The sequence below is a fragment of the Pseudidiomarina sp. PP-1MA genome (assembly GCF_041200125.1).
In the GTDB taxonomy this organism is placed as follows: domain Bacteria; phylum Pseudomonadota; class Gammaproteobacteria; order Enterobacterales; family Alteromonadaceae; genus Pseudidiomarina; species Pseudidiomarina fusca.
On record NZ_CP165718.1, the window covers coordinates 1915181 to 1940523 of the forward strand.

Consider the following 25343-nt stretch of genomic DNA (forward strand, 5'->3'; position numbering starts at 1 on the left):
TGGCTTGGTATATTGTTAAAGAGCGTTCGCTTCTTCAGTGAAGCGGGATGCGTATTTTACGCTTTCCCTGGTTCAGGTCAAGATCCTTTTCGATCTTTTTTTCAGTTTTCACTGAGTTGAACCTTGGTTGATTTCCTACTCGTTATTTGGCGGTTTAACCCTGCCGCTAACTTCTCGGTGACAACGGCGGCGAATTATAAGGATCATATTCAAAGGCGCAAGATCTTTTTTCACTTTTTTGTTTGATCGCTTTTTTTTTAATCACAATGAACGAATTTTATCTATTTATTGTCTATAAACAGTGCTAATGTCTTTGCATAAGCATAAAAACAATAATATTCAGTACTTACATTAAGTACCAATAACAACGGGGTGTGTGCGTGAAAGTTAGTTGCCTATCTATAGCATTAACGAGTTTGATGCTTGCTGCTACAGTTCATCCGACTGTGGCACAGGAAATCAAACCAACCGAACAGCAATTAGTTGCTGGTAAAGATCTAGATCAACAACGGTTGGTAGAAACTTACTCAAGAATGTATCGCTACTATGAACGCCGCAATTTTAACTCCCAACGTTCGGTTCGAATATTATTAAGCAATTATCCGCAACATGTAACTCCTATTTTGGCAGCTGCGTTCGACCGTTATCCTATGCATTACCGGCACATCATGCGCGCTGCAATTCATGCCGAACCAGCCTTTACTAGTGAAATCGTTAGTATTGCGCTGCAACAACAAATAGCTGATCCCGCTGATATCGTAAAAATTGCAGTCGAGGCCGAGCCAAGTTATGCGGACACTATTGTTAACTTAGCGAGCGATAACTCCCCTAGCGCGATTCACGAACTCGTTAAAGTTGCTGTTTTGGTCGAGCCTGCTACCGCTGATACTATTCTCCGTGGTACCAATGTAGAAGACCTGACCCGCTTTGAATTAGTACTGCGTTCATTATTAGATGCAGTACCTACATTAACTCAGTATCTAAGCCAAACCGTAGCCGACCTTATTGCTGGTGATTCAGCTCAAGAAGAAGTAACTGATTACAGCGAGAGCCAGGAACGAGCACGGGCAGTAGCTTTATTAAGATCTGCACACCGTGCAGGTATTCCGGAAGGAGATCTCGAACTGATTGCTACCAGATACAAGATCGCAGAAACCGAGTATCTCGATTAACCGGTAACTTTAGTGTTTTTTCGGAAATAACCTTAGCAAAAAGCAAACCATAAAATACAAAAAAGCCGAGATGCATAACATCTCGGCTTTTTGTTTAAGTGCTGTATAAACAGAACTTATTCTTCTACTGCAACTTCTTCAGCTTCAGTAGCATCTACTTCTGGACGGTCAACTAATTCAACGTAAGCCATTGGTGCGTTGTCGCCAGCGCGGAAGCCACACTTCAAAATACGAGTGTAACCACCAGCGCGTTCTTGATAACGCGGGCCTAATTCGTTAAACAGCTTGCCAACAACTTCTTGATCGCGAGTGCGAGCAAAAGCCAAACGGCGATTTGCAACGCTATCTTGCTTCGCTAATGTGATTAGCGGTTCAATTACACGACGCAATTCTTTTGCTTTAGGCAAAGTGGTTTTAATCACTTCGTGACGAACCAAAGAGCTTGCCATATTGCTGAACATCGCTTTGCGATGGCTGCTGTTGCGGTTGAGTTGACGACCACTCTTACGATGGCGCATACCTATACCCTTCTCAGTAATTCTCTGTAAAAGATGAACTTAGTCGCGATCAACCAAGCTTGCCGGCGGCCAGTTCTCTAGGCGCATGCCTAAAGACAAACCACGTGATGCAAGCACGTCTTTGATCTCGGTGAGCGATTTTTTACCCAAGTTAGGAGTTTTCAACAACTCAACTTCGGTGCGCTGCACTAAGTCACCAATGTACTGAATAGCTTCTGCTTTTAAACAGTTCGCAGAACGCACAGTTAATTCCAAATCGTCTACTGGACGTAGGAGAATCGGATCGAATTCCGGTTTCTCTTCTTTCTCAACAGGCTCGCTAACATCGCGTAATTCAACAAATGCTTCTAGCTGTTGCGCTAGAATTGTTGCTGCACGACGAATCGCTTCTTCTGGATCCAATGTACCATTGGTTTCCATGTCGATAACCAGTTTATCCAAGTCGGTACGCTGCTCAACACGTGCTGAATCAACACTGTAAGCAATACGCTCAACTGGACTGAAAGATGCATCTACTAATAGACGACCGATTGGACGCTCTTCATCGTCAGCAGACTGACGTGCCGAAGCTGGAACGTAACCACGACCACGCTCAACTTTGATCGACATTTCGATCTCAGTGTCACCAGTTAAGGTGCAGATCAGGTGATCAGGGTTAACGATCTGGACATCACCATCATGGGTGATATCACCAGCCTTGACAGGGCCCGCTCCAGATTTTTTCAAGGTCAGAATCGCTTCATCTTTACTTTCCATGACGATTGCTAAACCTTTAAGGTTCAACAAGATCTCGATGATGTCTTCCTGAACGCCCTCTTTAGCACTGTACTCATGTTGTACACCAGCAATTTCTACTTCAGTCACTGCACAACCTGGCATTGACGAAAGTAAAATGCGGCGTAGAGCATTACCCAGCGTGTGGCCGAAACCACGCTCAAGAGGCTCCAACGTCACCTTCGCGTGAGTCGGGCTGATTTGTTCAATATCGACTAGCCTTGGTTTTAGGAATTCGGTAACAGAACCCTGCATTGTGTCCTCTCTTTATACTTAAGCTTTACTTAGAGTAAAGCTCTACGATCAACTGTTCGTTAATTTCAGCAGACAAATCAGAACGCTCTGGAAGACGTTTGAACTGACCTTCCAATTTGCTGTTGTCTACTTCCAACCACACTGGCTTCTCACGTTGTTCAGCAAGTTCCAATGCAGCTGCGATGCGCGCCTGCTTCTTCGCTTTTTCGCGAACTGACACAACATCTTCCGGACGTACTTTAAACGACGGAATGTTGACTACCTGTCCGTTCACTACTACTGCTTTATGGCTTACCAACTGGCGCGCTTCAGCACGAGTTGACGCGAAGCCCATACGGTACACCACGTTATCAAGGCGTTGCTCAAGCAATTGCAGCAGGTTTTCACCAGTGTTGCCCTTAATACGGGCAGCTTCTTTGTAATAGTTACGGAATTGCTTTTCTAATACACCGTACATACGACGTACTTTTTGCTTTTCACGTAACTGTAAACCGTAATCAGACAAACGACCGCGACGAGCGCCGTGCTGACCCGGTGCGCTTTCGAGCTTACATTTCGTATCGATTGCGCGAACGCCGCTTTTTAGGAACAAATCTGTTCCTTCACGACGACTCAGTTTGAGTTTTGGACCCAAATATCTAGCCATGTTCTTTCTCCAACTATCGTATGGCGCCTATTAAACGCGACGTTTCTTAGGCGGACGACAACCGTTGTGAGGAATAGGAGTCACATCAGTAATATTAGTGATGCGATAACCTACAGCGTTCAACGCACGAATCGATGATTCGCGGCCAGGACCTGGGCCCTTAACGAACACTTCAAGGTTTTTCAAACCATATTCCTTTGCCATTTCACCTGCACGCTCAGCTGCAACTTGCGCTGCAAAAGGGGTAGATTTACGTGAACCACGGAAACCTGAGCCACCTGCTGTCGCCCATGACAGGGCATTACCCTGACGATCGGTGATAGTCACAATGGTGTTATTGAAAGATGCATGGATGTGGGCCATGCCATCAGCGACTTGTTTTTTAACGCGCTTACGAGTACGAGTTGGTTGTTTAGCCATTTCTCAACTCCCTACTTCTTAATTGGTTTACGCGGACCTTTACGGGTGCGCGCATTAGTTTTAGTGCGCTGTCCACGTAGAGGCAAGCCACGACGATGACGTAGACCACGGAAACAACCGAGATCCATCAAGCGTTTGATATTCATTGAAACTTCACGGCGAAGATCGCCTTCAACAGTGTATTTTGCTACTGCGTCACGAAGCTCATCTAATTTTTCTTCTGACAAAGAGCCGATTTTGGCATTTTCTTCCATACCGATCGAAGCCAAGATAGCTTTCGAGCGAGTACGGCCGATACCGTAAATCGCAGTAAGGGCAATTACTGCATGCTTATTGTCAGGAACGTTAATGCCAGCGATACGGGCCACTAACACGTCTCCTTTAGTTTATATGGGTCTTACCAGTTGAAAAGCCCGTTAGGATACTCAACCAGACGCCAATTTGCAAACATCTAAAAGCCGCAGCCAAAAATAATTTTTGACTGCGGTCTTCTTCTTCGAATTAACCTTGCCGCTGCTTATGCTTAGGGTCACTGCAAATTACTCGCACAACACCGTTGCGCTTGATAACTTTACAGTTACGGCAGATTTTCTTCACGGAAGCACGAACTTTCATTGCTACACTCCGTAATTATCCAATCTTAACGACCGAAGCCTTTAAGATTAGCTTTCTTCAGGACAGAATCATATTGATGAGACATCAAATGAGTTTGTACCTGCGCCATAAAATCCATGATAACCACGACGATAATCAATAGAGACGTTCCACCAAAATAGAATTGAACGTTCCACGCAATCATCATGAACTCAGGAACCAAACAGACAAAGGTAATGTACAACGCACCTGCAAGGGTCAAACGGGTCATTACTTTATCAATGTATCGTGAGGTTTGCTCACCTGGACGAATACCAGGAATGAACGCACCAGACTTCTTCAAGTTATCTGCTGTCTCGCGAGGGTTGAACACCAACGCGGTATAGAAGAAACAGAAGAATATAATTGCCGCAGCATAAAGCATTACGTAAAGAGGCTGTCCTGGCGATAACGTCAGGGACAACTCTGTTAAGAAGTTTGCTACCGCACCTTCACCTTGGCCAAACCAAGTTGCGATGGTACCTGGGAACAAAATAATGCTTGATGCAAAAATCGGCGGAATTACACCAGCCATGTTAACTTTCAATGGCAAATGTGTACTCTGCGCAGCAAAAACCTTACGGCCTTGCTGACGTTTTGCGTAGTTTACCACAATTCTTCGCTGTCCGCGCTCTACGAAAACAACAAAATAGGTAACTGCAACTACAATAACGCCAATCAGCAATAACAGTAATAAAGGTAAATCACCTTGACGCGCTTGTTCTGCCGTCTGCCCAATGGCTGACGGTAGGCCCGCGACAATACCGGTGAAGATCAGAATAGAGATACCGTTACCAATCCCACGCTCAGTAATTTGTTCACCTAACCACATTAAGAACATGGTACCGGTGACTAAACTTACTACAGCAGTGAAGTAAAACCCGAAACTTGGATCAATAACTAATCCAGGCATCAGGCTTGGTAAGCCTGTAGCTATACCAATGGATTGGACCGTTGCGAGAATTAACGTTCCCCAACGGGTATATTGGCTGATCTTACGCCGTCCAGCCTCACCTTCTTTTTTCAATTCAGCTAAACGCGGATGAATAACCGACGCTAACTGCATGATAATCGAAGCCGAGATGTACGGCATAATACCAAGTGCAAAAATCGAAGCACGCTCGAGAGCACCACCAGAGAACATGTTAAACATGGCTACGATGGTGTCTCGTTGCTGATCGAATAATTGCGCCAACACAGCGGCATCTATACCAGGAATCGGCACGAAGGAGCCCGCACGGAACACGATTAACGCGCCGATAACAAACAGCAGTCGACGTTTAAGTTCCGACGTGCCACCTTGAGCTCTGTTAGATTCCAATCCTGGTTTAGCCATGTGCCCTATCCTTCGATTTTGCCGCCAGCAGCTTCAATAGCTTCGCGGGCGCCTTTGGTGACCTTGATGCCTTGTACAGTAACTGCACGGTTAATTTCGCCAGACTTAATAACTTTAACGTTAAGAATGTCTTTACGAATTAAACCAGCTTCTTTTAAAGCTGCAACAGTTACGGTATCACCAGCAACTTTAGCGATCTCTGCCAGGTTAACTTCTGCAGTCACGAATGACTTACGTGAAGTAAAACCAAACTTTGGCAAACGACGTTGGATTGGCATTTGGCCACCCTCGAAACCTGGCTTGATAGAGCCACCAGAACGAGAAGTTTGACCTTTATGACCACGTCCACCAGTTTTACCAAGGCCTGAGCCGATACCACGGCCGAGACGCTTCTTGCTAGTTTTCGCACCAGGTGCAGGGGAGATAGTATTCAGAAACATGTCTTAGTCCTCCACCTTTACCATGTAATAAACTTGGTTCACCATGCCACGTACAGCTGGAGTATCTTCCAGCTCTACAGTGTGACCAATACGGCGTAGACCAAGACCACGTAGAGTAGCTTTATGCTTCGGTAAACGACCGATAGAGCTACGCGTCTGCGTTACTTTAATTGTCTTATTCGCCATTGTTCACTACCCCAAAATGTCGTCAACGCGCAATCCACGCTTCGCCGCAACTTGCTCCGGCGATTTCATGTTGTGCAATGCCTTGATAGTGGCACGAACAACGTTGATTGGGTTGGTTGAACCGTATGCTTTTGAAAGCACGTTGTGTACACCGGCTACTTCTAGTACCGCACGCATTGCACCACCGGCAATGATACCTGTACCTTCAGAAGCTGGTTGCATAAATACTTGTGAACCTGAATGACGGCCTTTAACTGGGTGTTGTAAGGTATCACCTTTCAACTGCACGGTTACCATGTTGCGGCGCGCTTTTTCCATTGCTTTTTGAATAGCAGCTGGAACTTCACGTGCTTTACCATAACCGAAACCCACTTTACCTTGACCATCACCAACCACAGTCAGTGCAGTAAAGCTAAAGATACGACCACCTTTAACAACTTTAGCTACACGGTTTACTGTGATCAGCTTTTCTTGCAGGTCACTTTGTTGAGCTTCTACATTTGCATTTGCCATGTTCGTCTCCTAGAACTGAAGTCCAGCTTCACGAGCGGCGTCAGCTAATGCTGCTACACGACCGTGATAACGGAAACCACTGCGATCAAAAGCGACGTTCTTAACGCCTTTTTCAATCGCCCGTTCAGCGATCAGCTTACCCACTGCTTTAGCTGCATCTACGTTACCAGTTGCTTTCAACTCGTCACGTAAAGCTTTTTCAACAGTAGAGGCTGCTGCCAGTACTTCAGAACCGTTCGATGCGATTAGCTGAGCGTAAATGTGCCGTGGTGTACGGTGAACGACCAGGCGGTTTGCACCCAACTCTTGCATTTTCTTACGAGGGCGCGTTGCGCGACGTAAGCGAGCTGTTTTCTTGTCCATCGTTTTACCTTACTTTTTCTTGGCTTCTTTACGGCGCACTTGCTCATCGGCATAACGAACACCTTTACCTTTGTATGGCTCAGGCTTACGGTATGCGCGAATGTTAGCTGCTACTTGACCAACTAACTGCTTGTCTACACCTTTAACGACTATCTCAGTTTGTGCTGGGACTTCGATGGTGATTCCTTGTGGAATCTCGAACTCTACAGGATGAGAGAAGCCCAGAGATAAGTTAAGTTTGCTACCGGCAGTATTTGCACGGTAACCAACACCTACCAACTGTAACTTACGCTCAAAACCTTGCGCAACACCAACCACCATGTTTTGCAGTAACGCGCGTGCTGTACCCGCTTGTGCAGTAGCGTTAGCTACGCCTTCACGAGCAATAGTACGTAAAGTGTTGTCTTCAACAACAACTTCAACTGCGTCGTTTACCACACGGCTCAATGAGCCTTTGGCACCTTTAATTGTCACTTCCTGGCCATTTAGCGTAACTTCAACGCCAGCAGGAATGGCAATAGGTGCTTTAGCAACTCGTGACATTTCCTAACTCCTCGTTAAGCTACGTAACCGATAACTTCACCGCCAAGACCCGCTTTGCGAGCGGCACGGTCGGTCATCAGGCCTTTAGAAGTAGAGACTACTGCGACACCTAAACCACCCATTACTTTAGGTAGTTCGTTGCGTTTCTTATAGATACGCAAACCAGGGCGACTTACGCGCTCGATTGATTCGATAACAGGCTTACCTTCAAAGTATTTCAAAGTAATTTCTAGTTCAGTCTTAACTTCACCAGATACATTGAAATCCGCGATATAACCTTCTTCTTTCAGAACTTGGGCAATAGCCACTTTCTGTTTAGAAGCAGGCATGCGCACGGCGACTTTGTTAGCACCCTGAGCGTTGCGGATGCGAGTGAACATATCCGCAATTGGATCTTGCATGCTCATATTTGCTTTCTCCCGTGACTCGTGGCTTACCAGCTAGCTTTTTTCAAGCCAGGAATTTCACCGCGCATCGCTTTCTCACGTACTTTAATACGGCTCATGCCGAATTTACGTAGGAAACCGTGTGGGCGGCCCGTTACGCGACAGCGGTTACGCTGACGGGTTGGGCTCGAATCACGAGGAAGGCTTTGCAATTTAAGCACGGCTTCCCAACGCTCTTCGTCCGACGTCGCCGGATCGCTGATCACATGTTTAAGTGCGATGCGTTTTTCTGCGTATTTGGCTGCTAGCTTTTGACGCTTCAGCTCACGCATTTTCATTGACTCTTTTGCCATAACTCTACACCTTACTTCTTGAACGGGAAGTTAAAGGCAGCGAGCAAAGCGCGAGCTTCGTCATCAGTGCCTGCAGTAGTGGTGATAGTGATATCCAAACCACGAACCTTATCAACTTTATCAAAGTCGATTTCAGGGAAAATGATTTGTTCACGTACGCCCATACTGTAATTTCCACGACCATCGAAAGATTTCGGGTTCAAACCACGGAAATCACGAACACGAGGAATTGCAATAGAGATTAAACGCTCTAAGAAATCCCACATGCGCTCGCCACGCAGAGTCACTTTACAGCCAATCGGGTAGCCTTCACGGATTTTGAAGCCAGCGACAGATTTACGAGCAACAGTACGTACAGGACGTTGACCAGAAATAGCTTCTAGGTCGCTTACTGCGTTGTCGAGAATCTTTTTGTCTGCCAGAGCTTCACCCACACCCATATTGAGTGTGATTTTTTCAATCCGAGGGACTTGCATGACGCTGTTGTAGCCGAACTGTTTAACCAGTTCAGGAACTACTGATTCTTTGTAAAAATCATGCAGTTTCGCCATCGTAAAACTCCAAATTTAAAATTAAATGATTGCGTTGTTAGACTTGAAGAAACGAACTTTTTTGCCGTCTTCAACTTTAAAACCAACACGATCTGCTTTACCAGTCTCTGGGTTATATACCGCTACGTTAGAAACGTGAACAGGGGCTTCCTGCTCAATAATGCCGCCAGCAACGCCAAGAGCCGGATTTGGCTTCTGGTGTTTCTTAACGATATTAACGCCTTCAACGAATACACGATTTGAACCGGTATCGACTTTCAGCACTTTACCGCGCTTACCTTTGTCTTTACCTGCCAGGACTACTACTTCGTCATCACGTTTAATTTTTGCCGCCATAACTGACTCCTTACAGTACTTCTGGTGCCAGAGAGATAATCTTCATGAATTGCTCAGAGCGTAATTCACGAGTCACTGGTCCAAAGATACGAGTGCCAATCGGTTGTTTGTTGTTGTTTAACAAAACAGCCGCGTTGCGGTCAAAACGGATGACTGACCCGTCTTGACGACGGACGCCTTTCTTGGTGCGAACGACCACCGCATTCACAACATCACCTTTCTTCACTTTACCGCGAGGAATCGCTTCTTTAACAGAAACTTTGATGATATCGCCAATGTTTGCATACCGGCGGTGCGAGCCACCCAGAACCTTAATACATTGTACGCTGCGGGCGCCCGAGTTATCGGCCACTTCCAGTGTAGTTTGCATTTGGATCATTGCAGTGCTCCGCTTGATTAATAAAACAGACTCTCTCGAGCCACTGTTTTTACCCTAATGTACCTTACTTCTCAATTCGAGAAATAAAGACTTTCCCCCATAAAAAGGGCGGCGAATTGTAACAGATAAAATTCGTATATGGTAGTGCGATATGAGAAATAATTAATGGGGATAAGATTTCAGGTCATCTAGGAGATCGAAGCGCTATCAAACAGTTCGTAACCAGTGCGAGCAAAACCATCAACTTGGCTTTTGTTTTTCTCGCAATGGTGAGTAGCTTAACCCATCCTGAATATTTTTTCATCAAAATAGCTCTGCTTATTTATGAGTTCAAAGCACTCATTAAACAGCCGAAAGTGCGGCATCGCCGATAGTTTAGCTGTTGGCAAGCCTACTACTCTAGTGGTAAATTCAATCTCAATAACGCAATACGACAGATAAAATTCAGTCACTTGGATAAGGTACTTATGACTTTAGCAGCTATTGTTTTACTGCCGTTTATTGGGGCATCGATTCCCCTAATCTTGCGCCAGCGTGGGCGCGCTAGCATAAGCGTAGCCAGCGCTTCAGTCACCCTTGTGGCATTAGTATTGCTAGCTACATTAGCCATGCAGACCTTGAACGGAGCTGTACCCTCATTCTTTCTAAACTGGTTACCAAACATTGGTTTAGACTTTTCCTTACGTTTAGATGGCCTCTCGTTACTGTTTGCGACACTAATCCTTGGTATCGGGCTATTAATCATCATTTATGCCCATTACTACCTCAGCGCTAAAGATGACAGCGCCAAATTCTTTGCCAGCCTGATGCTATTTATGGGCTCGATGCTTGGCATTGTGACAGCCAATAACCTGATCCTACTTTGGTTATTTTGGGAACTAACTAGCATTTCATCGTTTTTATTGATTGGCTTTTGGTCGCATCAAAGCACTGCCCGACGTGGTGCACGCATGGCCTTAGCTATTACTGGCGGCGGTGGCCTCGCGTTACTCGCCGGGATTTTACTAATCGGCAATATTGCCGGTAGTTACGAACTCGATCAAGTGATTGCCGCTGCTGATCAAATTCGTGCTCATAGCTTGTATCTTCCGGCGCTGCTTTTGGTTTTGCTGGGGGCCTTTACTAAATCAGCACAGTTTCCGTTCCAGTTTTGGTTGCCGCATGCAATGGCAGCGCCAACACCCGTGAGTGCCTACTTACACTCAGCAACTATGGTCAAAGCAGGTATCTTTTTACTAGCCCGTTTGTTCCCCGTGCTTGGTGGTACTCACGAATGGTTCACCATAGTCACCTTAACAGGTCTTGCTACTATGTTGTTCGGAGCCTACTTCGCCCTCTTCAAGTCGGACTTAAAAGGGCTACTAGCTTTTTCTACGATCAGCCATCTCGGTTTAATTACGATGCTATTGGGACTAGGCACCAGCGGAGCGATTTTTGCTGCTTTATTCCATATTTTAAATCATGCCACCTTTAAAGCCGGCCTGTTTATGATTGCTGGCATCATTGACCATGAAACTGGCACTCGTGACATGCGTAAACTAAGCGGCTTAAGAAAGTTTATGCCGGTGACCATGGTATTGGCGATAATCACTTCGGCGGCAATGGCTGGGGTACCGCTGTTTAACGGGTTTTTATCGAAAGAACTCATGTTTATGGAGAGCTATGAGCAGCAATTGTTTGGCGCATTGTCCTGGTTTGTACCCGTGTTAGTTACCCTGGGTGCGATGTTATCAGTCGCCTATTCGATTCGGTTTGTACATGACGTCTTTTTTGATGGTGAGCCAGTAAAACTCACCGTTACTCCACACGAGCCGCCGTTAATGATGCGCGTACCGGTTATTATTTTAGCAGCCTTGTGTGTGTTGGTTGGGTTGCTACCCATGTTATTTGTTCCCAACTTTTTACAGCCCGCAGTAGATTTACTCGCACCGAGCCCACTCACCATAAAAATAGCTCTGTGGCACGGTTTTAACATACCGTTACTCATGAGTGTGCTAGCACTGGTAGGTGGAGCCGCAATCTACATTCAACGGGCTGAACTCTTTAGTTTTAACCGACAATTTGATCATCGCGATGCCAAAGAAACCTTTGCCTATATCGTCAGTAGCGTTACTGCGTTTTCGGATCGCCTGATACAACGAATTGAAACTGGGTCGCTGCAAAGGTACATGGCCGCACTGCTATTACTCTGTATTCTTTTCGTTATCCCAGAATTAGCTCAGATAGATGCATTAACTGGTACCCGAGCACAATTACCGATTGACTCCGTAAGCTTAGTGGGGGCAATCATTATCATCCTTACAGCGATTGGTACCGCAGCCTTTCATCATATGCGCTTGACCTCGCTGATGATGTTATCGGTGGTAGGCTTGATGGTGTCCTTGGTATTTATTCACTTTTCAGCTCCTGATTTAGCTATGACCCAACTGGTAGTAGAAGTGGTTAGTATCATTTTGATGATTTTAGCCCTCTTCTTCATGCCTCAAAAAACGCCTAAAGCATCTAGCGGGCGTCGTGTAGCGCGGGATGTTTTATTAGCTGGCTTTATTGGTGGGATTGTCGGTACGCTTAATTACGCGCTACTGACACGACCTCTCTCGTCCATTTCAGACTTTTTCCTAGTTAATGCCAAACCCGGTGGCGGCGGTACTAACGTGGTGAATGTCATTCTGGTCGACTTCCGGGGTTTTGATACCCTCGGTGAAATTACCGTGTTAGCCATAGCAGCTGCTGGCATTCACAAGCTACTCAATAACCTGCGGCCCTTTATGCCATCGAGTGACATTGATGGGCGTCCATGGCATCGGGTCAAACATCCCTTATTAGTGCAGACAGTCGCACAAGCCTTATTACCCTTAGCTCTGATGGTATCTGCTTATATTTTCCTGCGCGGTCATAACTTACCTGGTGGTGGCTTTATCGCGGGTTTGATTACTTCTGCAGCGATGATTTTGCAGTACATGGCGAATGGTGTGGACTGGGTAAAACATCGATTTGATTATAATTACCAAACCTTAGCCTCGGTTGGGGTGATGATTGCCCTATTCACCGGCATTGGCAGTTGGTTCTTCGGTGCTAACTTCCTCACCTCGTGGTTTACCTACTTAGATTGGCCGGTTGTCGGCAAGTTTGAAATCGCCACGGCCATTCTTTTCGATCTCGGCGTCTACCTAACGGTTATCGGTGCGACCTTGATGATTCTTGCTAATTTCGGACAAATGACAACCAGACACAGACCACGTCAGGAGGGTAACTAAATGGAAGCACTGTATGCAATTACCGTAGGCATGCTCACGGCTTGCAGCGTCTATTTAATCTTACGTGGCCGCTCTTTTCCGATCGTAATAGGTATCACCATGCTGTCCTATGCGGTTAACTTATTTCTATTTTCGACTGGACGCTTAGTGATAAACCAAATTCCTATTATCGGTGCAGCGGATCAATACACAGACCCGCTTCCACAAGCTTTGGTGTTAACCGCCATAGTGATAGGTTTTGCAATGACCGCCTACTCCATTATTTTGGCGGTAAGGGTTCGTGGTGAATGGGGTTCTGATGAAGTAAATGATACTAGCCCCAACGATGGGGAGGGCAATCGCTAATGCTTGTTTCTGCTCATTTAGTTATTTTGCCAATCATACTGCCCATGCTGGCGGCGTTACTGCAATTATTGCCATGGGGAGCCCAACCTCAGCGTTATCGGCGCGCCATCGGTATTCTAGCCTCGGTGCTAGCCGTATTACTGTCAATTCAACTGCTAATTGCAGTTAACCAAGGGCCGCTGGTCTATGCTCTAGGCAATTGGCAGGCACCGTTTGGCATTGTCTTAGTGGCTGACAAATTATCAGCATTAATGATCTTGCTGACGAATTTATTGGCGTTACCGGTATTGATCTACTCCTGCTATGGCGAAGATAACCTAGGCTCGCACTTTCAAGCGTTGTTTCAATTTCAATTACTAGGAATCATTGGGGCATTCTTGACGGGCGACTTATTTAATTTGTTCGTATTTTTTGAAGTTCTGCTGATCTCTAGTTATGCCTTATTAATGCATGGTGGCGGCAAGTTGAAGCTTCGTGCAACCTTACATTATGTGTTGTTGAATTTAGCCGGGTCAGCAGTTTTCCTGATTAGCCTTGGGGTTCTGTATGGTATTACCGGTACCCTAAACATGGCTGATATGGCCAATAAAGTTGCGCTTCTGACTGGTGATGACGCCACTATTGCCCGAGCTGGAGGCATGTTATTACTGGTTGTGTTTGGCTTGAAAGCGGCTCTGTTACCGCTCTATTTTTGGCTACCCCAAGCCTATGCCACCACAACGGGTGCAGTTGCAGCTCTGTTTGCGATTATGACCAAAGTGGGCGTGTACTCAATTATCCGAGTCTTTACCCTAATCTTTGGCGTCGATGCGGGTGCTGCTAGCCTACTCGGCTATGATTGGCTCTGGTGGCTAGGTTTAGCCACGCTGGGCATAGGTGCCATTGGAGTTTTAGGTAGTCGCGACCTTCGTGCCGTGATTGCTTATCTGGTAGTAATCTCTATCGGTACCATGCTCACCACATTCAGCATGAACAGTGAACGAGCCATTAGCGCAGTCATGTTCTATATGCTGCATTCGACCCTCATCACTGGCGCACTCTTTTTACTCACGGATGTGGTGGCGGAGCAGCGCGGAAAAACCGCTTCCCGTATTGTGAAAGGGCGCAAGATGGCGCAGCACGGTGCGCTCGGGATGATGTTCTTTATTGCGGCTATAGCCGTTATAGGAATGCCGCCATTCTCAGGTTTTATTGGTAAGCTATTTATTCTTGAAGCCGCACGCACAGGTGCCCAAGTTGCGCTATTGTGGCCGTTAGTACTTGGCAGTACCTTCTTGATGATGATTGCACTTTCACGCGCGGGTAGCAGAATGTTTTGGCATACTTTGGATGGCAAACCTGGTGAGGTTCGCCACCCGACCGGGCAATTAACTGCAATAACGCTGTTGCTAGCCACTATTGTTGGGTTAACGATTTTTGCCAACCCGGTTAGCAGTTATACCCAAGCTATAGCGAACGATTTAGTTCATCCCAGTGCATATAAAAATGCAGTACTAGGAACGGGAGTTAGCGATGTTAAATAAAATCTTTCCGGCCCCTAGACTATCCCTATTTCTATTGGTCTTTTGGTTACTATTACAGAACTCCATCTCACCAGGATTAGTGGTTTTAGGTGCGGTACTTGCGCTCTTGATTCCGCTTTATACCCACCGAGGGCGAGACTTTGCCACTAAAATTCATCGGCCGCTGAAAGCCGTTGAGTATTTTCTAGTGCTGTTAGTGGACATTATTCTTTCTAATTTTAATATCGCCGCAATCATCTTGCTGCCACGCCGACGGATACAGCCGGCGCTTTTTGAATACCCACTTGAGATAACTGGCGAGGTCCCTATTACCGTTCTCGCCAGTACCATTAGCTTGACCCCTGGCACCATCACCGCCGAGATTCGTCGTGATGGACGGGCCTTGCTCATTCATGCGCTCAACGTAGCTGATCACGAAGCTATGATTCAGCAAATAAAAACTCGCTACGAAATGCGCCTCAAGGAGATTTTCAAATGCTAACTATTGCTGTTCAAATAGCTTTTGCGCTCTTTTGTTTAGCATTATTGCTAAACGTATGGAGATTATTTCACGGCCCAGATCTAGCCGACCGCATTCTAGCCTTAGATACCATCTACATTAATTCTCTAGCGCTTTTGATTTTGTTAGGGATTTGGCATCACACCACGGCTTATTTTGAAGCAGCCCTGCTGATTGCCATGTTGGGCTTTATTGGTACGGTAGCGGCAGCGAAGTTCCTGCTGCGTGGCGACATTATTGAATAACGAGGTAGACAATGGAAACGCTTCCAGCATGGGCTGAATGGCTAGCTTCAGCTTTAATTCTTATCGGCGCTATCTTTGGCCTCATTGGTTCTGTTGGATTAGTTCGCTTGCCCGATTTTATGGCACGATTACATGCTCCAACAAAAAACACCACACTGGGCGTCGGTGGTGTGATTTTGGGTTCAATCGTCTATTTCAGCGCCAGCCAACAAGGGCTATCACTACATGAGCTTTTAATTGCCATATTTTTATTTTTAACGGCACCTATCAGTGCTCACCTACTCGCAAAAGCTGGCTTGCACTTAGAGCTGAAACGAGTGAGTCGTACGCGTGACTACCGTGATCGCCCAGAACAGTATTCAGACCGAGATTAATCAATACAGCCGCTCGCACTTTGCAAACAAGCTGCGAGCCGCTCGTACTGAGCGTTGATGGTTGCATAAGCGGTGGCAAAATCGCGTCCATCCTCCAAGTATAAAAAATCAAGATGAAGCTGCCCTAATACTTCCAGTTGAGTTCCCCTAAGAGTATCGGTTGTAAGTGACTGACCACTCACCTTGGTTAGCACGTCAAGTTGCTGCGACCTGATCTCACTCACATTGCGCAGGTGATGTCCCTGCATATCAATATCCACATCAATGGTCTGCAAATACTCACCATGGCGCAAAAGCTTCTGCCCAGCGAAACTGACTTGTTGCGGTGGAATAAGTGTCACCTGAATCGCATCCTCATGAATAAATTCTGCTGTATCGCCTAATCCTGCCGATAATGCATCTAACTGAGATGCACTTAGCCCCACCAGGCGCACGACAAAGCTGTCACCTTGACGAAAGCCCTGAATCATTTGCGCTGGCATCGGCAAACCATAATGTAACGCAACATCATCCAGAGCTTCAGGCCAAAACACGTGCTCGTTATAATAGGCCCAAACCGCTTCTTGCCAATGCCACCACTGCCCATGCCAGTAGCGCACTTGTGTTAGTGACGATTGCGGCGGTGGTTGCTTTAACACATAAGCGCTACCTGCTAGCACCATAAGAACGGCGATAACAGGTAACATCAGACCCTTAATATGATGGTTTTTCATAGTGCTGCTCAGCTATGGGGGACTCTACTCGGTGCAAGGCTAAAAGCTGTTGCATTAACATCTCGTATTCATAGCGTTGAGCTTGGTTATTGCGAGCACCAAAAGAGGCCGGCATGCCCAAATACGCATGTCCTGCTAGCAGCAGCTCGGTTGCTTGACGTAATCTGATGGCAGCTAAGTTCTTCCAAATATCTGGCTGCTGGGGATTGTTTGCTAAACAAAATTGATACGCCTCATAAGCAGCATCATAACGATGCACGCGGTAGTTAACATGACCAATATCGCACCATACTTGACCTTGTTCCGGATAGGCCTCAAGGACTTGACGCCACAGCCCCTCGGCAAAATGCAGGTCGCCCTGACGATAGGCTGTTTGTGCGGCATAAAGAGCCGGCTCTAATTGCAATTCCAATTCTCGGCTTTGTGTGGTTTGGCACCCCATAAGTAACAGCGCCAGCACCAGCATTGAAATTCTATTCATAGCAGAGTTCCTTCTGTTCAAACGTAAGTGATTGCCCCAACCAGTGCTCAAATGGCCAAGGACTGCCGGCTCCACACTCAATAATCGAATCGGCCCCAGCGATACGCAGCACTCGCGCGGGCTGCACATTTCGATGAACCGCTACGATGCGCAGCTGACTGTCTAGTCCAATAATGTCAATGGCGAAGCGCATGCCCCAGGTATGGATAGATCTGCAGCGCGGAAACCAAAATGCTCGCTGGTGGCTGGTGGCGCGTAGATAGAGCATCCCCACTAACCGCTGGGGAAAATATTTCATAACTCGCACATCGCGCCAGAGGCAGCGCTGTTGTATATAGAAACGTCCTTGTTGCATGTGTTTTCACTCCAATGAAAAACCAATAAAAACGGGGCCTAAGATGAGCAAAAAAGTAACTGGAAAGAAGCAGGTCAGAAGTGGGAACAACAACTTAACACTCACCTCTTGGGCTCGCTTTTCGGCAGCTAATAACTCTTGCTCACGACATTGTTGTGCTTGTTTCTGCAGGGTATCGGCTAACGAAGAACCAGTAATTTTGGCCTGCTTAATAGCATTGGCAAATAATTCTACCAAACGGTGTGGCACCCGCTCATAGAATTCATCTAAAGCATCCGTTAATCCCATCCCCGCTTGCTGCTGACGATTAATCCTTGCTAACTCTTTGAGACTGGCTGAGCTACCTGGAATATCATGTAAGGCATGTAGCGAAGCACTTAAAGATAGCCCCGAGTGAAGCAACATGGAGGTGATTTCTAGTGCACTCGGCCAGTGCTCAATGACTTGCTGGAGATACTCTCGGCGTTGTTGTAACTGATAGATCTGCGCGAACACACACAACAATACTAATCCTACTTTGACATAGGTGGGAATAGGTAGGGTACAGCCAACACAAACCCCAACGACAGCGAGTAATCTAAGTAGCAACCATTGCTCGGCAGTGACACTTTGTACGCTTAATCGTACCTGTTTACCTATGTACTTAACTGCCCACTGCGGTAACCTCAGCAAGAGTAAATGAGTCCAACGCAATAGCAGCGGACTGCTCAGCGCCAGATAGGCTAAACCTACCACTAAGGCCCCAGCAATAGCGCCTAACAGAATTAATCCTAACCATAGTTCAAGCTCGAACGACACGTCGATTCCCCATGATCTTTTTGACGATCATATTGCCGATGAACATCAAAATAGCGCAGCCAATGAGCATGGCCTGGCCGGTACCAGTTTCAGTTAGCAAGGCCGTATTACCTGGCTCAACTTTGCGTAAAATAAAGAACAATCCAATAGGTAAGAACAACATCACCTTACCTTGCAACCGCGCTTGTGCTGATAGGCTCAGCAACCGCTCACGTGCATACGCCTGTTGTTGTAGCGATGTCGCCAAACGCTGCATCACCGCAACTTGCTGGGCGCCGTGTTTTAATCCTAGCTGTACTGTGGTTACCCACTGCATCATAGAATCAGTCGGTACACGTCGATAAAAATCATTTAATGCATCAGCCAAACTGTCACCCGTGCGACTACGGCGGACCAATAATTGCACCTCGTAGCGCAGGGGGATCGGCAACTGCAGTACACTAGCCTCAATTGCTGCCATAAAGCTCAGACCAGCCGCACTGCCATTGGCAATGAGTAAAATAAAATCAGGTAATTGCTTATCAATAATTTTGCGGCGTTTGGTCAGCAAATAATTCTTCAACGCAGGCAACCCTAGAATAAGCACCACCACACTTATCAATGCCGCTTGCACTGAAACAGCTAAGGCGACCACCATAAACAGCACTACACTTGCCATAAGAATACGCATCCAAAGCTGAGCAACAGGCATAAAGATCAGAAAGTCCGCCAGCGATTGCTCAGTGGTCTGATTTATCTGTGCCCCCCATTTGTTCACATAATGAGGGACCACCATAGCTAAGGTGACAACCAGGCAAAAGAGCGTGAGTCCTAAGACACTAACAAGTACTAGAGGGTCTGACATGGGCTATACCATTCAGACGGAATCCCAGTGGCTTGCAACTGATCTTGGCTACGCTCAAAGACCTTGGTTAGCTGAATAGTGTTAGTATCCATCCCTGAAATTTCACAAATAGCACTAACAAACCGTTGCCCGGTGCTCGAACGTACAATCTGTACAATCACGTCAATGGCCGATGCCACTTGTTGACGTACCGCTTGCATAGGCATATCAAAGCCAGCCATCAGCACCATCACTTCAAGGCGTTGCAACGCCTCCCGCGGGTTGTTAGCGTGCAAAGTAGTAAGCGATCCCTCGTGTCCCGTGTTCATCGCTTGCAGCATATCTATCGCTTCGGCTCCACGACACTCACCAATAATGATTCTATCTGGACGCATGCGAAGCGCGTTCACTAACAGATCACGAATACTTATCTGGCCTTTACCCTCCGCATTTGCGGGACGCGCCTCTAACGCAATTAAATTTCGATGAGCTAGCTTAAGCTCTGCCGCATCTTCAATGGTTACAATGCGTTGGCCTGCATCAATATTCATAGATAAGGAGTTAAGTAAGGTCGTTTTACCAGTACCTGTACCACCAGAAATAAGCATATTTTTGCGCGCTATTACCGCTGCCTTGAGGTAGTCCTTTGCCGCCTCTGAGATAGATCCTGACTGCGCCAGCTCAGCTAAACTCAATTGCTTGGCCAAAAACTTACGGATGGTTAAACAACTTCCATGGATGGCTAACGGCCCTAACACCGCATTGACTCGAGAGCCATCAGGTAAACGTGCATCAACCATCGGCTGAGCACTATCAATGCGGCGCCCCAATGGGAGCACAATACGATCAATTACGCGTAATAATTCTTCCTCCGAATTAAATTTGTGCTCCACCTCTTCTAGCACCCCTCCACGTTCAACAAAAATAGTCTGATAATCATTAACCATTACTTCTGAAATACTACTATCCGCCAACAACTTAGAAATAGGGCCAAAGCCAACACAGCTATCGACTATACTTGGTAAGGCAGAGCGCCATTGTTGTTGCTGCTGCCGCGAATAAATACTTAAATGATCTTCCAAAACATGCAGTGCATGCTCTTTGAGCTGCTCAAAGGGCATCCGCTCTATCTCAATAGAACTGCGTTGCAAGGCAGTTTTTAAGTAATCCGCTAAGCCTTTTTCATTAATAGTATCCATCATGAAGTCCTATGCATCCTGCTTGTTGTTGAAAATCTCGAATCCACTGTGCTGACTGCTCTATCCGCCGCTCTTGTTGTTGTAAATCACCACGCATGTGAGCAGTAACTATCACCACCAGTTCGGTTTCGGCGTTACGAAACTGCTGTGACGAAAATAGCCCACCAAGAATCGGAACCTCATGCAACCATGGAAACTGATCAGCTTGCTGCGATTGTTCGTGATTAATTAAGCCCGATAGCACGATCGGCGCCCCCGGTTCACCAACCACTTGCGAGGTAACTTTGCGGGTTAGAATACCGGGCACACCATTAACCATAGTGGCAGAGTCGATGGTGCTAATTTCAGCATGAACGGCAGTCTCAATGTCGCCGTTTGGCATCACCAGAGGTGCCATTTTCAGGCTCACACCATATTCACGAAATTGCACATCTTGCTGCCCATCGGCAAGGACCTGCGGTATCGGAAACTCACCACCTACAAGTACTTCTGCTTCACCACCGCTACGGGCGACTAACTTGGGCTCGGCTAGAATTTTGGCGTGTCCATCACGTTCCAGCAGGTCGATACTTGAAGCCATTTCAACCGGCATAGAGACAATTCTTGCCGCCGTACTTGATAGCGTGGGTCCAGCTAATTGCTGCGGCCAACGCACTCCTAAATGACGAGCATACTGGCGTTTTACTTCGGCTATACGCACATGGAGTTCGACCATAGGTAGTGAGGCTTCAGGAAGGTAACTCACCCGATTAACTAAATTGGGATACTGTTTAGCGAATTCAGTCACGGTCGCCTCAGCATCGCTATCAAGTTGGCCAGTCAGAAACCCTACCCCTGCTTGCTCAGTAAATTGCAATTGAGGAAAGCGCTGCAACAACCAGGCGATATCCGTAACAATGCGAGGTGATGGTGCTGCTTTCACTTCAATTTGATAGCGCTGATGACTGCCGTTTGCCGCGACCACAATAATCTCCGTGCTCCCCTCAGCTTGTGCATTAATCACCAGTTGTGTAGTACCAATTAAGCGGACTTTGGCAACAGCTTCATTACCAATGATGACATCCGTGGCTTGTGCCAACTTGAGCACTTCCATAGCACCAGGTTGTAGCTCAATTTTGCTGGTGTTAGCAAAGCTAGGCAACGCTAGTAAGAGGAGCAATCCAAACACACTAAAACGAAAACTCATGCTGCCTTCCTTGGCCGTTTGATGAAAATGAAAAAACTTGTGGAACAATCTTTTTACTTAGTTGCTGATACTCAAATTGTGGATGCTCTAACCAAACTTCAAAACTCCCGGCGCGCATCTGTTCAAACTGCAATGCCTGTGCTTGAGTCATCGCAAAAGTGACTGTGCTTGGCATGTACTGCCCGGCTTCGCTCATCATTAAGTGCGGCTCACTGATGTTATCTAACGCAATGACCTCAATTTTTGGTAACAACACTTCCGTCATCTTATCGGTGTCACCAAGGACACTCATGAGTGTGACTTTATCGCCAATAGTTAACAGCCCGCTGTGCAATTGTTCCGGCGAAATCCCCACAGTTATCGCATAATACCCGGCAGCCAAAGTATCCGAAAAATAGCCCGAATAATCTGGAGCGATAGCATAAGGAGTTAACGGCTCTCCACGCTCAATAAATTTGGTGGTCGTAAGCCCTGCAATTAATCCAGCATCTTTGGGGCGCAACCAATCTTCCTGCACATAGGCCGATGGATAGCTGCGAATAACCATGGACATAGGATCTAAGGTTGAGCCAATTTCTAGGTCGATAGAACTCACTAGAATCTCTACCAGATCTTCCTGTTCTTGTTGTTGAACCACCTGATTTTGCTCCGCAATATAGCGCTCTACCAATTGGTAACTAGCTAAGGCTAAGAGCACACTTACGATTGCCATAACGGCTAACTTGGCACGCCAGCCAAGCGCGATTTTTGCCATTTTTACGACACTCCCGGTTGCAATAAAAAATCATCCCAAATCCATTCAAATAGAGCCGCGGTGCTAGCCACAATATGCCCCAAAAACTCAAGTAGAGTCTGCCCTTGTTCAGTTACTGGAACTATCAAAATTAACAACAGTGCCATGGCCAATAACAGGCTCTCGACCATAGCCTGACCGCGTTGCAGACTAATCATGGTGATTTTCAGACATGCTAACAACGAGGGTGTCTGTACCCTCTTTGGCTAGAACTATTTGCTCTTGCGGATGCTTCAAACTCAGCAACAGATAGTGATCGTTCATCACCTCTACGGTTGGTTCTCGGTGAGCCATACGCAGCTGAAAATATCGTACTAATTGTTCGCGCGAACGATTCACTTGGATGCTTACCACGCGCTGACCATTGTCCTCGATATCTGCATCAGCAACTTTCGCAAGCCCTGACAGCGATTGCGGCAAAGGCGATGGCTGAAACTTCTGCTCAGCCAACATTAAGTACAATTCATCAGGTTTAGCGATGTCAGTAAAAATCGTGAAATATTGCTGCCCAGATCGACAGGTACGCATGGTATATACCGATTGCACCAAGGTTTCACTATCAGCACAGCCCATCTGTTGCTCGAGTGCATTAATAGTCAGTGGTGCGTGCAGCACCCAAATCGTCATGGCCGCAGTTTTAGTCAGGATTTCAGGCAACCATTGTGCCAATGGAAATGTAGTTGCAAGTAAGGTAAGTGTTAACATCCTCTTCTACTCTCCTTGCAAGCCAACTCGTACGGAGTCGCATCAGGCTCAACATGACCTAATTTAAGCGAGTCTGATTTGAACTCTTTCATGATCAATAGAAATTTGGCAGACCAATTAAGAACTGTAGTAAAGCCTAGCTCATCAAGATAATGCCCCAAAGTTAGACGCCGTGGTTCAGAAACTAAACCATCCGTAGCTTTGACACTCCAACCATCACTTAGAAGGGCCATGGGTAATGTTCTGGGCGAATTATTACCAGCATCCATGCTGGCCGAGGTCAAGTTCGAAGAAGTCGCACTATCATCAAAGTAACGCAGATTATTTACCTCAAGTTCAAGCGCCGTTAACTGTTTAAGAACGCCAACAGTACTCCCCAAGCGTTCTGCAAAGGGGTAGTTGCGCGTGGTATTAACAACCTCTTGTGGTTGGTGTTGCCAAAGTTGATTACGGCTGTACATAGCACTTTCATGCTTATCTTTTAACGCGCTATGGATAAGCGGCAAACTACTGCCAAGAATGATTGCCGCAACCAGCAGCAACCCCATACTTTCAAATAAGGCTTGCCCAGCCAACTGCCTAGGACATTGCAACAACCTAAGAGCCTTGGGATTAGTTTTGACTATTGCTCTGCGCATCAACATGATTCACCTGGCTCAATATAAGTTTGTTTTGTGGCGTCAAGGATTGTAATTCAGCTTGCCATAGAGGATTGAACAGATTGGCTTGCTCTTGAATACGGTCTTCTCTCGGGAACAACGAGCTGGGCCGAGAAAAACTGACTCCCGCTTTGGCAACTGCACCAGCAAACCTAACTATTACTGCTGGCCATTTCGACGGAGCAAAATCTCTACGGTCTATATAACGAAGCGGCCCCACAGAATTACCTAGTTTCCGCTGCGTCCTAAGGGCCTTCTCATGCACATCTCCTCGCCGCTTGGCACCCTTGCCGCCGCTATGTCCGAAATCTTCTTTACCGATGTGAGTAATACGATTGCCTTTGGTGGCAGCCCCCCATCCCAACGAGTAGTTTGCTACTTCTTTAACCTCTAAAGTTACTGTGTCTAAAGCCTGCCAATGCCACTTACCGCGACTATCAACTCGCAACTCAGCCCCTCCTTTTTTAGGGACTTTAATCAGTGGTATATCAGCCCAAAGGTAGGAGCGAAACTCAGTGAAGGGATCGGTACTAGCTCGCATGATTTGTTCTAATCTGCCATCATCCGAATTGGATGATGTAGGACGTAAATAAATAGCCCAAGCTGGATGAAAATCAGTGAGTCCACTTCCGCCTAGTAATTGCCAGGCCTGTTCACTTAACCCATGATGCTGGGCAATCTTAGTTAAAGTACTTGGGATAAGCAGACCAAAACTGGCACGAATCGCGACTTGCGTTAGCGTATAGACGTTGTCGAGCGATTGTTGTGCTATTAATCCAAGTTTGACCATCTGTTCAACAGCTTGATCAACTTGCCTAATGACTCGAATCAGTGCATGCATCGGTTGTGTTAGAGCAGGAACAAATCTCAATACCGTGGCTATCTTATTGACAACTTTAGAAGTCATTGCGAACCAACTACGAAACCCTAGTAGCTGTGCGGCCAATAGTTGATTTGAGATACGAGCCCGATTAATCAAGGCTTGCAAATTCATTTCACGCGCCATAAGAACAGCTGCACTCATGGCCATGTTGTCAGCAGCCGTTTGCACATGCCATCGTTGCTGCAACTTCACCGATTGTGAAATAGCTCCTAGCAGCAATAATAATATTGCCGCTAGGACCGGGATGATGAACACGCTAACATGGCCTTGTTGACGAGCACGAGAAGCTAACATTAGTTAGCCCCAGTACCTGTCGTTTCATCATAAGACCCTAGTGTTACTTTGGTTTGTGCTAGGGTTTTCGATTCGCGAGCCTTGCTACGAGCATGATTAATGGCATCGTTAGAACTTTGTCCAGAAACCTCGGCGGCAATACCCGCAACTTGGCTACGAACAGTTTCACCTAACAGCGAGTACACACCAATAGCAGCAACCGCAATAAGTGCCACGATAATGATGTACTCGGTCATGCCCTGACCACGGACTAAACGTTTATTGGACTGGCGAACAGGTTTTCTAGAACAGATAACATGGTACATAGCATTCTCCTGAGCGTGACATTACGACTTGGTAATGCACGCTTACATGTGAAAAGAATGCTGAGTATAAAAGCAGGTTTGCAGGAACGAGAGTTCGTAGCG

At 46.6% G+C, this 25343-nt stretch carries 37 protein-coding genes; 7 read left to right on the forward strand and 30 right to left on the reverse strand.

Annotated features, from left to right (window positions below):
* The first annotated feature begins 419 nt into the window (after positions 1 to 419).
* Positions 420 to 1172, forward strand: a complete 753-nt coding sequence (locus tag AB8S08_RS09095; protein ID WP_153826365.1) for a hypothetical protein — start codon at positions 420 to 422, stop codon at positions 1170 to 1172.
* Positions 1173 to 1288: 116 nt separating this feature from the next.
* On the opposite strand, the gene rplQ is transcribed toward AB8S08_RS09095, so the two are convergent.
* The 17 genes from rplQ to rplN form a co-directional block, all read right to left on the reverse strand.
* Positions 1289 to 1690, reverse strand: coding sequence for a 50S ribosomal protein L17 (gene rplQ, locus AB8S08_RS09100; RefSeq protein ID WP_110076608.1), 402 nt, complete (start codon positions 1688 to 1690; stop codon positions 1289 to 1291).
* 39 nt (positions 1691 to 1729) lie between these two features.
* Positions 1730 to 2719, reverse strand: a complete 990-nt coding sequence (rpoA, locus tag AB8S08_RS09105; RefSeq protein WP_110076607.1) for a DNA-directed RNA polymerase subunit alpha — start codon at positions 2717 to 2719, stop codon at positions 1730 to 1732.
* A 25-nt stretch (positions 2720 to 2744) separates the two neighbouring features.
* A complete protein-coding gene (gene rpsD / locus AB8S08_RS09110; RefSeq protein ID WP_110076606.1) occupies positions 2745 to 3365 on the reverse strand; it encodes a 30S ribosomal protein S4 in 621 nt (206 codons plus the stop codon).
* 30 nt (positions 3366 to 3395) lie between these two features.
* Positions 3396 to 3785, reverse strand: a complete 390-nt coding sequence (gene rpsK, locus AB8S08_RS09115; protein ID WP_026861007.1) for a 30S ribosomal protein S11 — start codon at positions 3783 to 3785, stop codon at positions 3396 to 3398.
* Between the two features lie 11 nt (positions 3786 to 3796).
* Positions 3797 to 4153 carry a 30S ribosomal protein S13 gene (rpsM, locus tag AB8S08_RS09120; protein ID WP_110076605.1) on the reverse strand — a complete coding sequence of 119 codons (357 nt, stop codon included), beginning with the start codon at positions 4151 to 4153 and terminating at the stop codon, positions 3797 to 3799.
* Between the two features lie 133 nt (positions 4154 to 4286).
* Positions 4287 to 4400 (reverse strand): 50S ribosomal protein L36, encoded by a 114-nt coding sequence (gene rpmJ / locus AB8S08_RS09125; RefSeq protein WP_055439830.1) that lies wholly within the window; start codon positions 4398 to 4400, stop codon positions 4287 to 4289.
* Positions 4401 to 4425: 25 nt separating this feature from the next.
* Complete coding sequence (gene secY, locus AB8S08_RS09130) at positions 4426 to 5754, reverse strand: preprotein translocase subunit SecY (protein ID WP_153826364.1); 1329 nt, start codon at positions 5752 to 5754, stop codon at positions 4426 to 4428.
* A 5-nt stretch (positions 5755 to 5759) separates the two neighbouring features.
* The gene (rplO, locus tag AB8S08_RS09135) at positions 5760 to 6194 is read right to left on the reverse strand and encodes a 50S ribosomal protein L15 (protein ID WP_110076603.1); all 435 of its coding nucleotides are present in this window, start codon (positions 6192 to 6194) and stop codon (positions 5760 to 5762) included.
* A gap of 3 nt (positions 6195 to 6197) precedes the next feature.
* Complete coding sequence (gene rpmD / locus AB8S08_RS09140) at positions 6198 to 6380, reverse strand: 50S ribosomal protein L30 (RefSeq protein WP_110076602.1); 183 nt, start codon at positions 6378 to 6380, stop codon at positions 6198 to 6200.
* A gap of 6 nt (positions 6381 to 6386) precedes the next feature.
* A complete protein-coding gene (rpsE, locus tag AB8S08_RS09145) occupies positions 6387 to 6893 on the reverse strand; it encodes a 30S ribosomal protein S5 (protein ID WP_110076601.1) in 507 nt (168 codons plus the stop codon).
* A 9-nt stretch (positions 6894 to 6902) separates the two neighbouring features.
* Positions 6903 to 7256 (reverse strand): 50S ribosomal protein L18, encoded by a 354-nt coding sequence (gene rplR, locus AB8S08_RS09150; RefSeq protein ID WP_110076600.1) that lies wholly within the window; start codon positions 7254 to 7256, stop codon positions 6903 to 6905.
* A gap of 9 nt (positions 7257 to 7265) precedes the next feature.
* Entirely contained in the window at positions 7266 to 7799 is a 534-nt protein-coding gene (gene rplF, locus AB8S08_RS09155; protein WP_110076599.1) for a 50S ribosomal protein L6, read from the reverse strand.
* A 14-nt stretch (positions 7800 to 7813) separates the two neighbouring features.
* Entirely contained in the window at positions 7814 to 8206 is a 393-nt protein-coding gene (gene rpsH, locus AB8S08_RS09160) for a 30S ribosomal protein S8 (RefSeq protein WP_110076598.1), read from the reverse strand.
* Positions 8207 to 8232: 26 nt separating this feature from the next.
* Positions 8233 to 8538 (reverse strand): 30S ribosomal protein S14, encoded by a 306-nt coding sequence (gene rpsN / locus AB8S08_RS09165; protein WP_110076597.1) that lies wholly within the window; start codon positions 8536 to 8538, stop codon positions 8233 to 8235.
* An 11-nt stretch (positions 8539 to 8549) separates the two neighbouring features.
* A complete protein-coding gene (rplE, locus tag AB8S08_RS09170; RefSeq protein WP_153826363.1) occupies positions 8550 to 9089 on the reverse strand; it encodes a 50S ribosomal protein L5 in 540 nt (179 codons plus the stop codon).
* A gap of 21 nt (positions 9090 to 9110) precedes the next feature.
* Positions 9111 to 9425 (reverse strand): 50S ribosomal protein L24, encoded by a 315-nt coding sequence (gene rplX, locus AB8S08_RS09175; RefSeq protein WP_110076595.1) that lies wholly within the window; start codon positions 9423 to 9425, stop codon positions 9111 to 9113.
* Positions 9426 to 9435: 10 nt separating this feature from the next.
* Positions 9436 to 9804 (reverse strand): 50S ribosomal protein L14, encoded by a 369-nt coding sequence (gene rplN / locus AB8S08_RS09180; RefSeq protein ID WP_092593899.1) that lies wholly within the window; start codon positions 9802 to 9804, stop codon positions 9436 to 9438.
* 467 nt (positions 9805 to 10271) lie between these two features.
* Here rplN and AB8S08_RS09185 point away from each other — a divergent pair, with 467 nt between their 5' ends.
* The 6 genes from AB8S08_RS09185 to AB8S08_RS09210 are packed head-to-tail and all read left to right on the forward strand — an operon-like array spanning position 10272 to position 16047.
* Positions 10272 to 13061, forward strand: coding sequence for a monovalent cation/H+ antiporter subunit A (locus AB8S08_RS09185; protein ID WP_369742559.1), 2790 nt, complete (start codon positions 10272 to 10274; stop codon positions 13059 to 13061).
* Positions 13062 to 13406, forward strand: a complete 345-nt coding sequence (locus AB8S08_RS09190) for a Na+/H+ antiporter subunit C (protein WP_110076593.1) — start codon at positions 13062 to 13064, stop codon at positions 13404 to 13406.
* Positions 13406 to 14929, forward strand: a complete 1524-nt coding sequence (locus AB8S08_RS09195) for a monovalent cation/H+ antiporter subunit D (RefSeq protein WP_369742560.1) — start codon at positions 13406 to 13408, stop codon at positions 14927 to 14929. Before AB8S08_RS09190 ends, AB8S08_RS09195 begins: the two co-directional genes overlap by 1 nt.
* Entirely contained in the window at positions 14919 to 15410 is a 492-nt protein-coding gene (locus AB8S08_RS09200; RefSeq protein WP_110076591.1) for a Na+/H+ antiporter subunit E, read from the forward strand. Before AB8S08_RS09195 ends, AB8S08_RS09200 begins: the two co-directional genes overlap by 11 nt.
* Complete coding sequence (locus tag AB8S08_RS09205; RefSeq protein ID WP_110076590.1) at positions 15404 to 15673, forward strand: K+/H+ antiporter subunit F; 270 nt, start codon at positions 15404 to 15406, stop codon at positions 15671 to 15673. Before AB8S08_RS09200 ends, AB8S08_RS09205 begins: the two co-directional genes overlap by 7 nt.
* An 11-nt stretch (positions 15674 to 15684) precedes the next feature.
* Positions 15685 to 16047, forward strand: coding sequence for a Na+/H+ antiporter subunit G (locus AB8S08_RS09210; RefSeq protein ID WP_110076589.1), 363 nt, complete (start codon positions 15685 to 15687; stop codon positions 16045 to 16047).
* Here the strand turns inward: AB8S08_RS09210 and AB8S08_RS09215 are convergent.
* The 13 genes from AB8S08_RS09215 to AB8S08_RS09275 are packed head-to-tail and all read right to left on the reverse strand — an operon-like array spanning position 16044 to position 25241.
* Positions 16044 to 16760, reverse strand: coding sequence for a hypothetical protein (locus AB8S08_RS09215; RefSeq protein WP_369742561.1), 717 nt, complete (start codon positions 16758 to 16760; stop codon positions 16044 to 16046). The two genes, AB8S08_RS09210 and AB8S08_RS09215, sit on opposite strands and share 4 nt — an antisense overlap.
* A complete protein-coding gene (locus AB8S08_RS09220; RefSeq protein ID WP_369742562.1) occupies positions 16741 to 17241 on the reverse strand; it encodes a hypothetical protein in 501 nt (166 codons plus the stop codon). Before AB8S08_RS09220 ends, AB8S08_RS09215 begins: the two co-directional genes overlap by 20 nt.
* The gene (locus AB8S08_RS09225; protein ID WP_153826359.1) at positions 17234 to 17596 is read right to left on the reverse strand and encodes a DUF192 domain-containing protein; all 363 of its coding nucleotides are present in this window, start codon (positions 17594 to 17596) and stop codon (positions 17234 to 17236) included. Before AB8S08_RS09225 ends, AB8S08_RS09220 begins: the two co-directional genes overlap by 8 nt.
* Positions 17597 to 17602: 6 nt before the next feature.
* Positions 17603 to 18394, reverse strand: coding sequence for a type II secretion system F family protein (locus tag AB8S08_RS09230; RefSeq protein WP_369742563.1), 792 nt, complete (start codon positions 18392 to 18394; stop codon positions 17603 to 17605).
* Positions 18378 to 19238 carry a type II secretion system F family protein gene (locus AB8S08_RS09235; RefSeq protein WP_110076584.1) on the reverse strand — a complete coding sequence of 287 codons (861 nt, stop codon included), beginning with the start codon at positions 19236 to 19238 and terminating at the stop codon, positions 18378 to 18380. The genes AB8S08_RS09230 and AB8S08_RS09235 overlap by 17 nt, the downstream gene beginning before the upstream one ends.
* Entirely contained in the window at positions 19223 to 20419 is a 1197-nt protein-coding gene (locus AB8S08_RS09240) for a CpaF family protein (protein WP_153826357.1), read from the reverse strand. Before AB8S08_RS09240 ends, AB8S08_RS09235 begins: the two co-directional genes overlap by 16 nt.
* Positions 20403 to 21602: a type II and III secretion system protein family protein gene (locus AB8S08_RS09245; protein ID WP_110076582.1), complete on the reverse strand. Its 1200-nt coding sequence runs from the start codon at positions 21600 to 21602 to the stop codon at positions 20403 to 20405. Before AB8S08_RS09245 ends, AB8S08_RS09240 begins: the two co-directional genes overlap by 17 nt.
* Entirely contained in the window at positions 21586 to 22356 is a 771-nt protein-coding gene (gene cpaB, locus AB8S08_RS09250) for a Flp pilus assembly protein CpaB (RefSeq protein ID WP_110076581.1), read from the reverse strand. The genes AB8S08_RS09245 and cpaB overlap by 17 nt, the downstream gene beginning before the upstream one ends.
* A 2-nt stretch (positions 22357 to 22358) precedes the next feature.
* Positions 22359 to 22553: a hypothetical protein gene (locus tag AB8S08_RS09255; protein ID WP_369742564.1), complete on the reverse strand. Its 195-nt coding sequence runs from the start codon at positions 22551 to 22553 to the stop codon at positions 22359 to 22361.
* Complete coding sequence (locus tag AB8S08_RS09260; RefSeq protein WP_369742565.1) at positions 22546 to 23100, reverse strand: hypothetical protein; 555 nt, start codon at positions 23098 to 23100, stop codon at positions 22546 to 22548. Before AB8S08_RS09260 ends, AB8S08_RS09255 begins: the two co-directional genes overlap by 8 nt.
* Positions 23094 to 23738, reverse strand: coding sequence for a hypothetical protein (locus tag AB8S08_RS09265; RefSeq protein WP_369742566.1), 645 nt, complete (start codon positions 23736 to 23738; stop codon positions 23094 to 23096). The genes AB8S08_RS09260 and AB8S08_RS09265 overlap by 7 nt, the downstream gene beginning before the upstream one ends.
* Positions 23713 to 24936 (reverse strand): hypothetical protein, encoded by a 1224-nt coding sequence (locus tag AB8S08_RS09270; protein WP_369742567.1) that lies wholly within the window; start codon positions 24934 to 24936, stop codon positions 23713 to 23715. The genes AB8S08_RS09265 and AB8S08_RS09270 overlap by 26 nt, the downstream gene beginning before the upstream one ends.
* Positions 24936 to 25241, reverse strand: coding sequence for a pilus assembly protein (locus tag AB8S08_RS09275; protein WP_313933309.1), 306 nt, complete (start codon positions 25239 to 25241; stop codon positions 24936 to 24938). Before AB8S08_RS09275 ends, AB8S08_RS09270 begins: the two co-directional genes overlap by 1 nt.
* Positions 25242 to 25343 lie beyond the last annotated feature (102 nt).

What these genes read in the sequence shown, in the direction of transcription:
- AB8S08_RS09095 (WP_153826365.1), top strand. Translation starts at nt 420, where the DNA reads ATGCTTGCTGCTACAGTTCATCCGACTGTGGCACAGGAAATCAAACCA.
- rplQ (WP_110076608.1), bottom strand. Translation starts at nt 1,690, where the DNA reads ATGCGCCATCGTAAGAGTGGTCGTCAACTCAACCGCAACAGCAGCCAT.
- rpoA (WP_110076607.1), bottom strand. Translation starts at nt 2,719, where the DNA reads ATGCAGGGTTCTGTTACCGAATTCCTAAAACCAAGGCTAGTCGATATT.
- rpsD (WP_110076606.1), bottom strand. Translation starts at nt 3,365, where the DNA reads ATGGCTAGATATTTGGGTCCAAAACTCAAACTGAGTCGTCGTGAAGGA.
- rpsK (WP_026861007.1), bottom strand. Translation starts at nt 3,785, where the DNA reads ATGGCTAAACAACCAACTCGTACTCGTAAGCGCGTTAAAAAACAAGTC.
- rpmJ (WP_055439830.1), bottom strand. Translation starts at nt 4,400, where the DNA reads ATGAAAGTTCGTGCTTCCGTGAAGAAAATCTGCCGTAACTGTAAAGTT.
- secY (WP_153826364.1), bottom strand. Translation starts at nt 5,754, where the DNA reads ATGGCTAAACCAGGATTGGAATCTAACAGAGCTCAAGGTGGCACGTCG.
- rplO (WP_110076603.1), bottom strand. Translation starts at nt 6,194, where the DNA reads ATGTTTCTGAATACTATCTCCCCTGCACCTGGTGCGAAAACTAGCAAG.
- rpmD (WP_110076602.1), bottom strand. Translation starts at nt 6,380, where the DNA reads ATGGCGAATAAGACAATTAAAGTAACGCAGACGCGTAGCTCTATCGGT.
- rpsE (WP_110076601.1), bottom strand. Translation starts at nt 6,893, where the DNA reads ATGGCAAATGCAAATGTAGAAGCTCAACAAAGTGACCTGCAAGAAAAG.
- rplR (WP_110076600.1), bottom strand. Translation starts at nt 7,256, where the DNA reads ATGGACAAGAAAACAGCTCGCTTACGTCGCGCAACGCGCCCTCGTAAG.
- rplF (WP_110076599.1), bottom strand. Translation starts at nt 7,799, where the DNA reads ATGTCACGAGTTGCTAAAGCACCTATTGCCATTCCTGCTGGCGTTGAA.
- rpsH (WP_110076598.1), bottom strand. Translation starts at nt 8,206, where the DNA reads ATGAGCATGCAAGATCCAATTGCGGATATGTTCACTCGCATCCGCAAC.
- rpsN (WP_110076597.1), bottom strand. Translation starts at nt 8,538, where the DNA reads ATGGCAAAAGAGTCAATGAAAATGCGTGAGCTGAAGCGTCAAAAGCTA.
- rplE (WP_153826363.1), bottom strand. Translation starts at nt 9,089, where the DNA reads ATGGCGAAACTGCATGATTTTTACAAAGAATCAGTAGTTCCTGAACTG.
- rplX (WP_110076595.1), bottom strand. Translation starts at nt 9,425, where the DNA reads ATGGCGGCAAAAATTAAACGTGATGACGAAGTAGTAGTCCTGGCAGGT.
- rplN (WP_092593899.1), bottom strand. Translation starts at nt 9,804, where the DNA reads ATGATCCAAATGCAAACTACACTGGAAGTGGCCGATAACTCGGGCGCC.
- AB8S08_RS09185 (WP_369742559.1), top strand. Translation starts at nt 10,272, where the DNA reads ATGACTTTAGCAGCTATTGTTTTACTGCCGTTTATTGGGGCATCGATT.
- AB8S08_RS09190 (WP_110076593.1), top strand. Translation starts at nt 13,062, where the DNA reads ATGGAAGCACTGTATGCAATTACCGTAGGCATGCTCACGGCTTGCAGC.
- AB8S08_RS09195 (WP_369742560.1), top strand. Translation starts at nt 13,406, where the DNA reads ATGCTTGTTTCTGCTCATTTAGTTATTTTGCCAATCATACTGCCCATG.
- AB8S08_RS09200 (WP_110076591.1), top strand. Translation starts at nt 14,919, where the DNA reads ATGTTAAATAAAATCTTTCCGGCCCCTAGACTATCCCTATTTCTATTG.
- AB8S08_RS09205 (WP_110076590.1), top strand. Translation starts at nt 15,404, where the DNA reads ATGCTAACTATTGCTGTTCAAATAGCTTTTGCGCTCTTTTGTTTAGCA.
- AB8S08_RS09210 (WP_110076589.1), top strand. Translation starts at nt 15,685, where the DNA reads ATGGAAACGCTTCCAGCATGGGCTGAATGGCTAGCTTCAGCTTTAATT.
- AB8S08_RS09215 (WP_369742561.1), bottom strand. Translation starts at nt 16,760, where the DNA reads ATGAAAAACCATCATATTAAGGGTCTGATGTTACCTGTTATCGCCGTT.
- AB8S08_RS09220 (WP_369742562.1), bottom strand. Translation starts at nt 17,241, where the DNA reads ATGAATAGAATTTCAATGCTGGTGCTGGCGCTGTTACTTATGGGGTGC.
- AB8S08_RS09225 (WP_153826359.1), bottom strand. Translation starts at nt 17,596, where the DNA reads ATGCAACAAGGACGTTTCTATATACAACAGCGCTGCCTCTGGCGCGAT.
- AB8S08_RS09235 (WP_110076584.1), bottom strand. Translation starts at nt 19,238, where the DNA reads ATGTCAGACCCTCTAGTACTTGTTAGTGTCTTAGGACTCACGCTCTTT.
- AB8S08_RS09240 (WP_153826357.1), bottom strand. Translation starts at nt 20,419, where the DNA reads ATGATGGATACTATTAATGAAAAAGGCTTAGCGGATTACTTAAAAACT.
- AB8S08_RS09245 (WP_110076582.1), bottom strand. Translation starts at nt 21,602, where the DNA reads ATGAGTTTTCGTTTTAGTGTGTTTGGATTGCTCCTCTTACTAGCGTTG.
- cpaB (WP_110076581.1), bottom strand. Translation starts at nt 22,356, where the DNA reads ATGGCAAAAATCGCGCTTGGCTGGCGTGCCAAGTTAGCCGTTATGGCA.
- AB8S08_RS09255 (WP_369742564.1), bottom strand. Translation starts at nt 22,553, where the DNA reads ATGATTAGTCTGCAACGCGGTCAGGCTATGGTCGAGAGCCTGTTATTG.
- AB8S08_RS09260 (WP_369742565.1), bottom strand. Translation starts at nt 23,100, where the DNA reads ATGTTAACACTTACCTTACTTGCAACTACATTTCCATTGGCACAATGG.
- AB8S08_RS09265 (WP_369742566.1), bottom strand. Translation starts at nt 23,738, where the DNA reads ATGCGCAGAGCAATAGTCAAAACTAATCCCAAGGCTCTTAGGTTGTTG.
- AB8S08_RS09270 (WP_369742567.1), bottom strand. Translation starts at nt 24,936, where the DNA reads ATGTTAGCTTCTCGTGCTCGTCAACAAGGCCATGTTAGCGTGTTCATC.
- AB8S08_RS09275 (WP_313933309.1), bottom strand. Translation starts at nt 25,241, where the DNA reads ATGTACCATGTTATCTGTTCTAGAAAACCTGTTCGCCAGTCCAATAAA.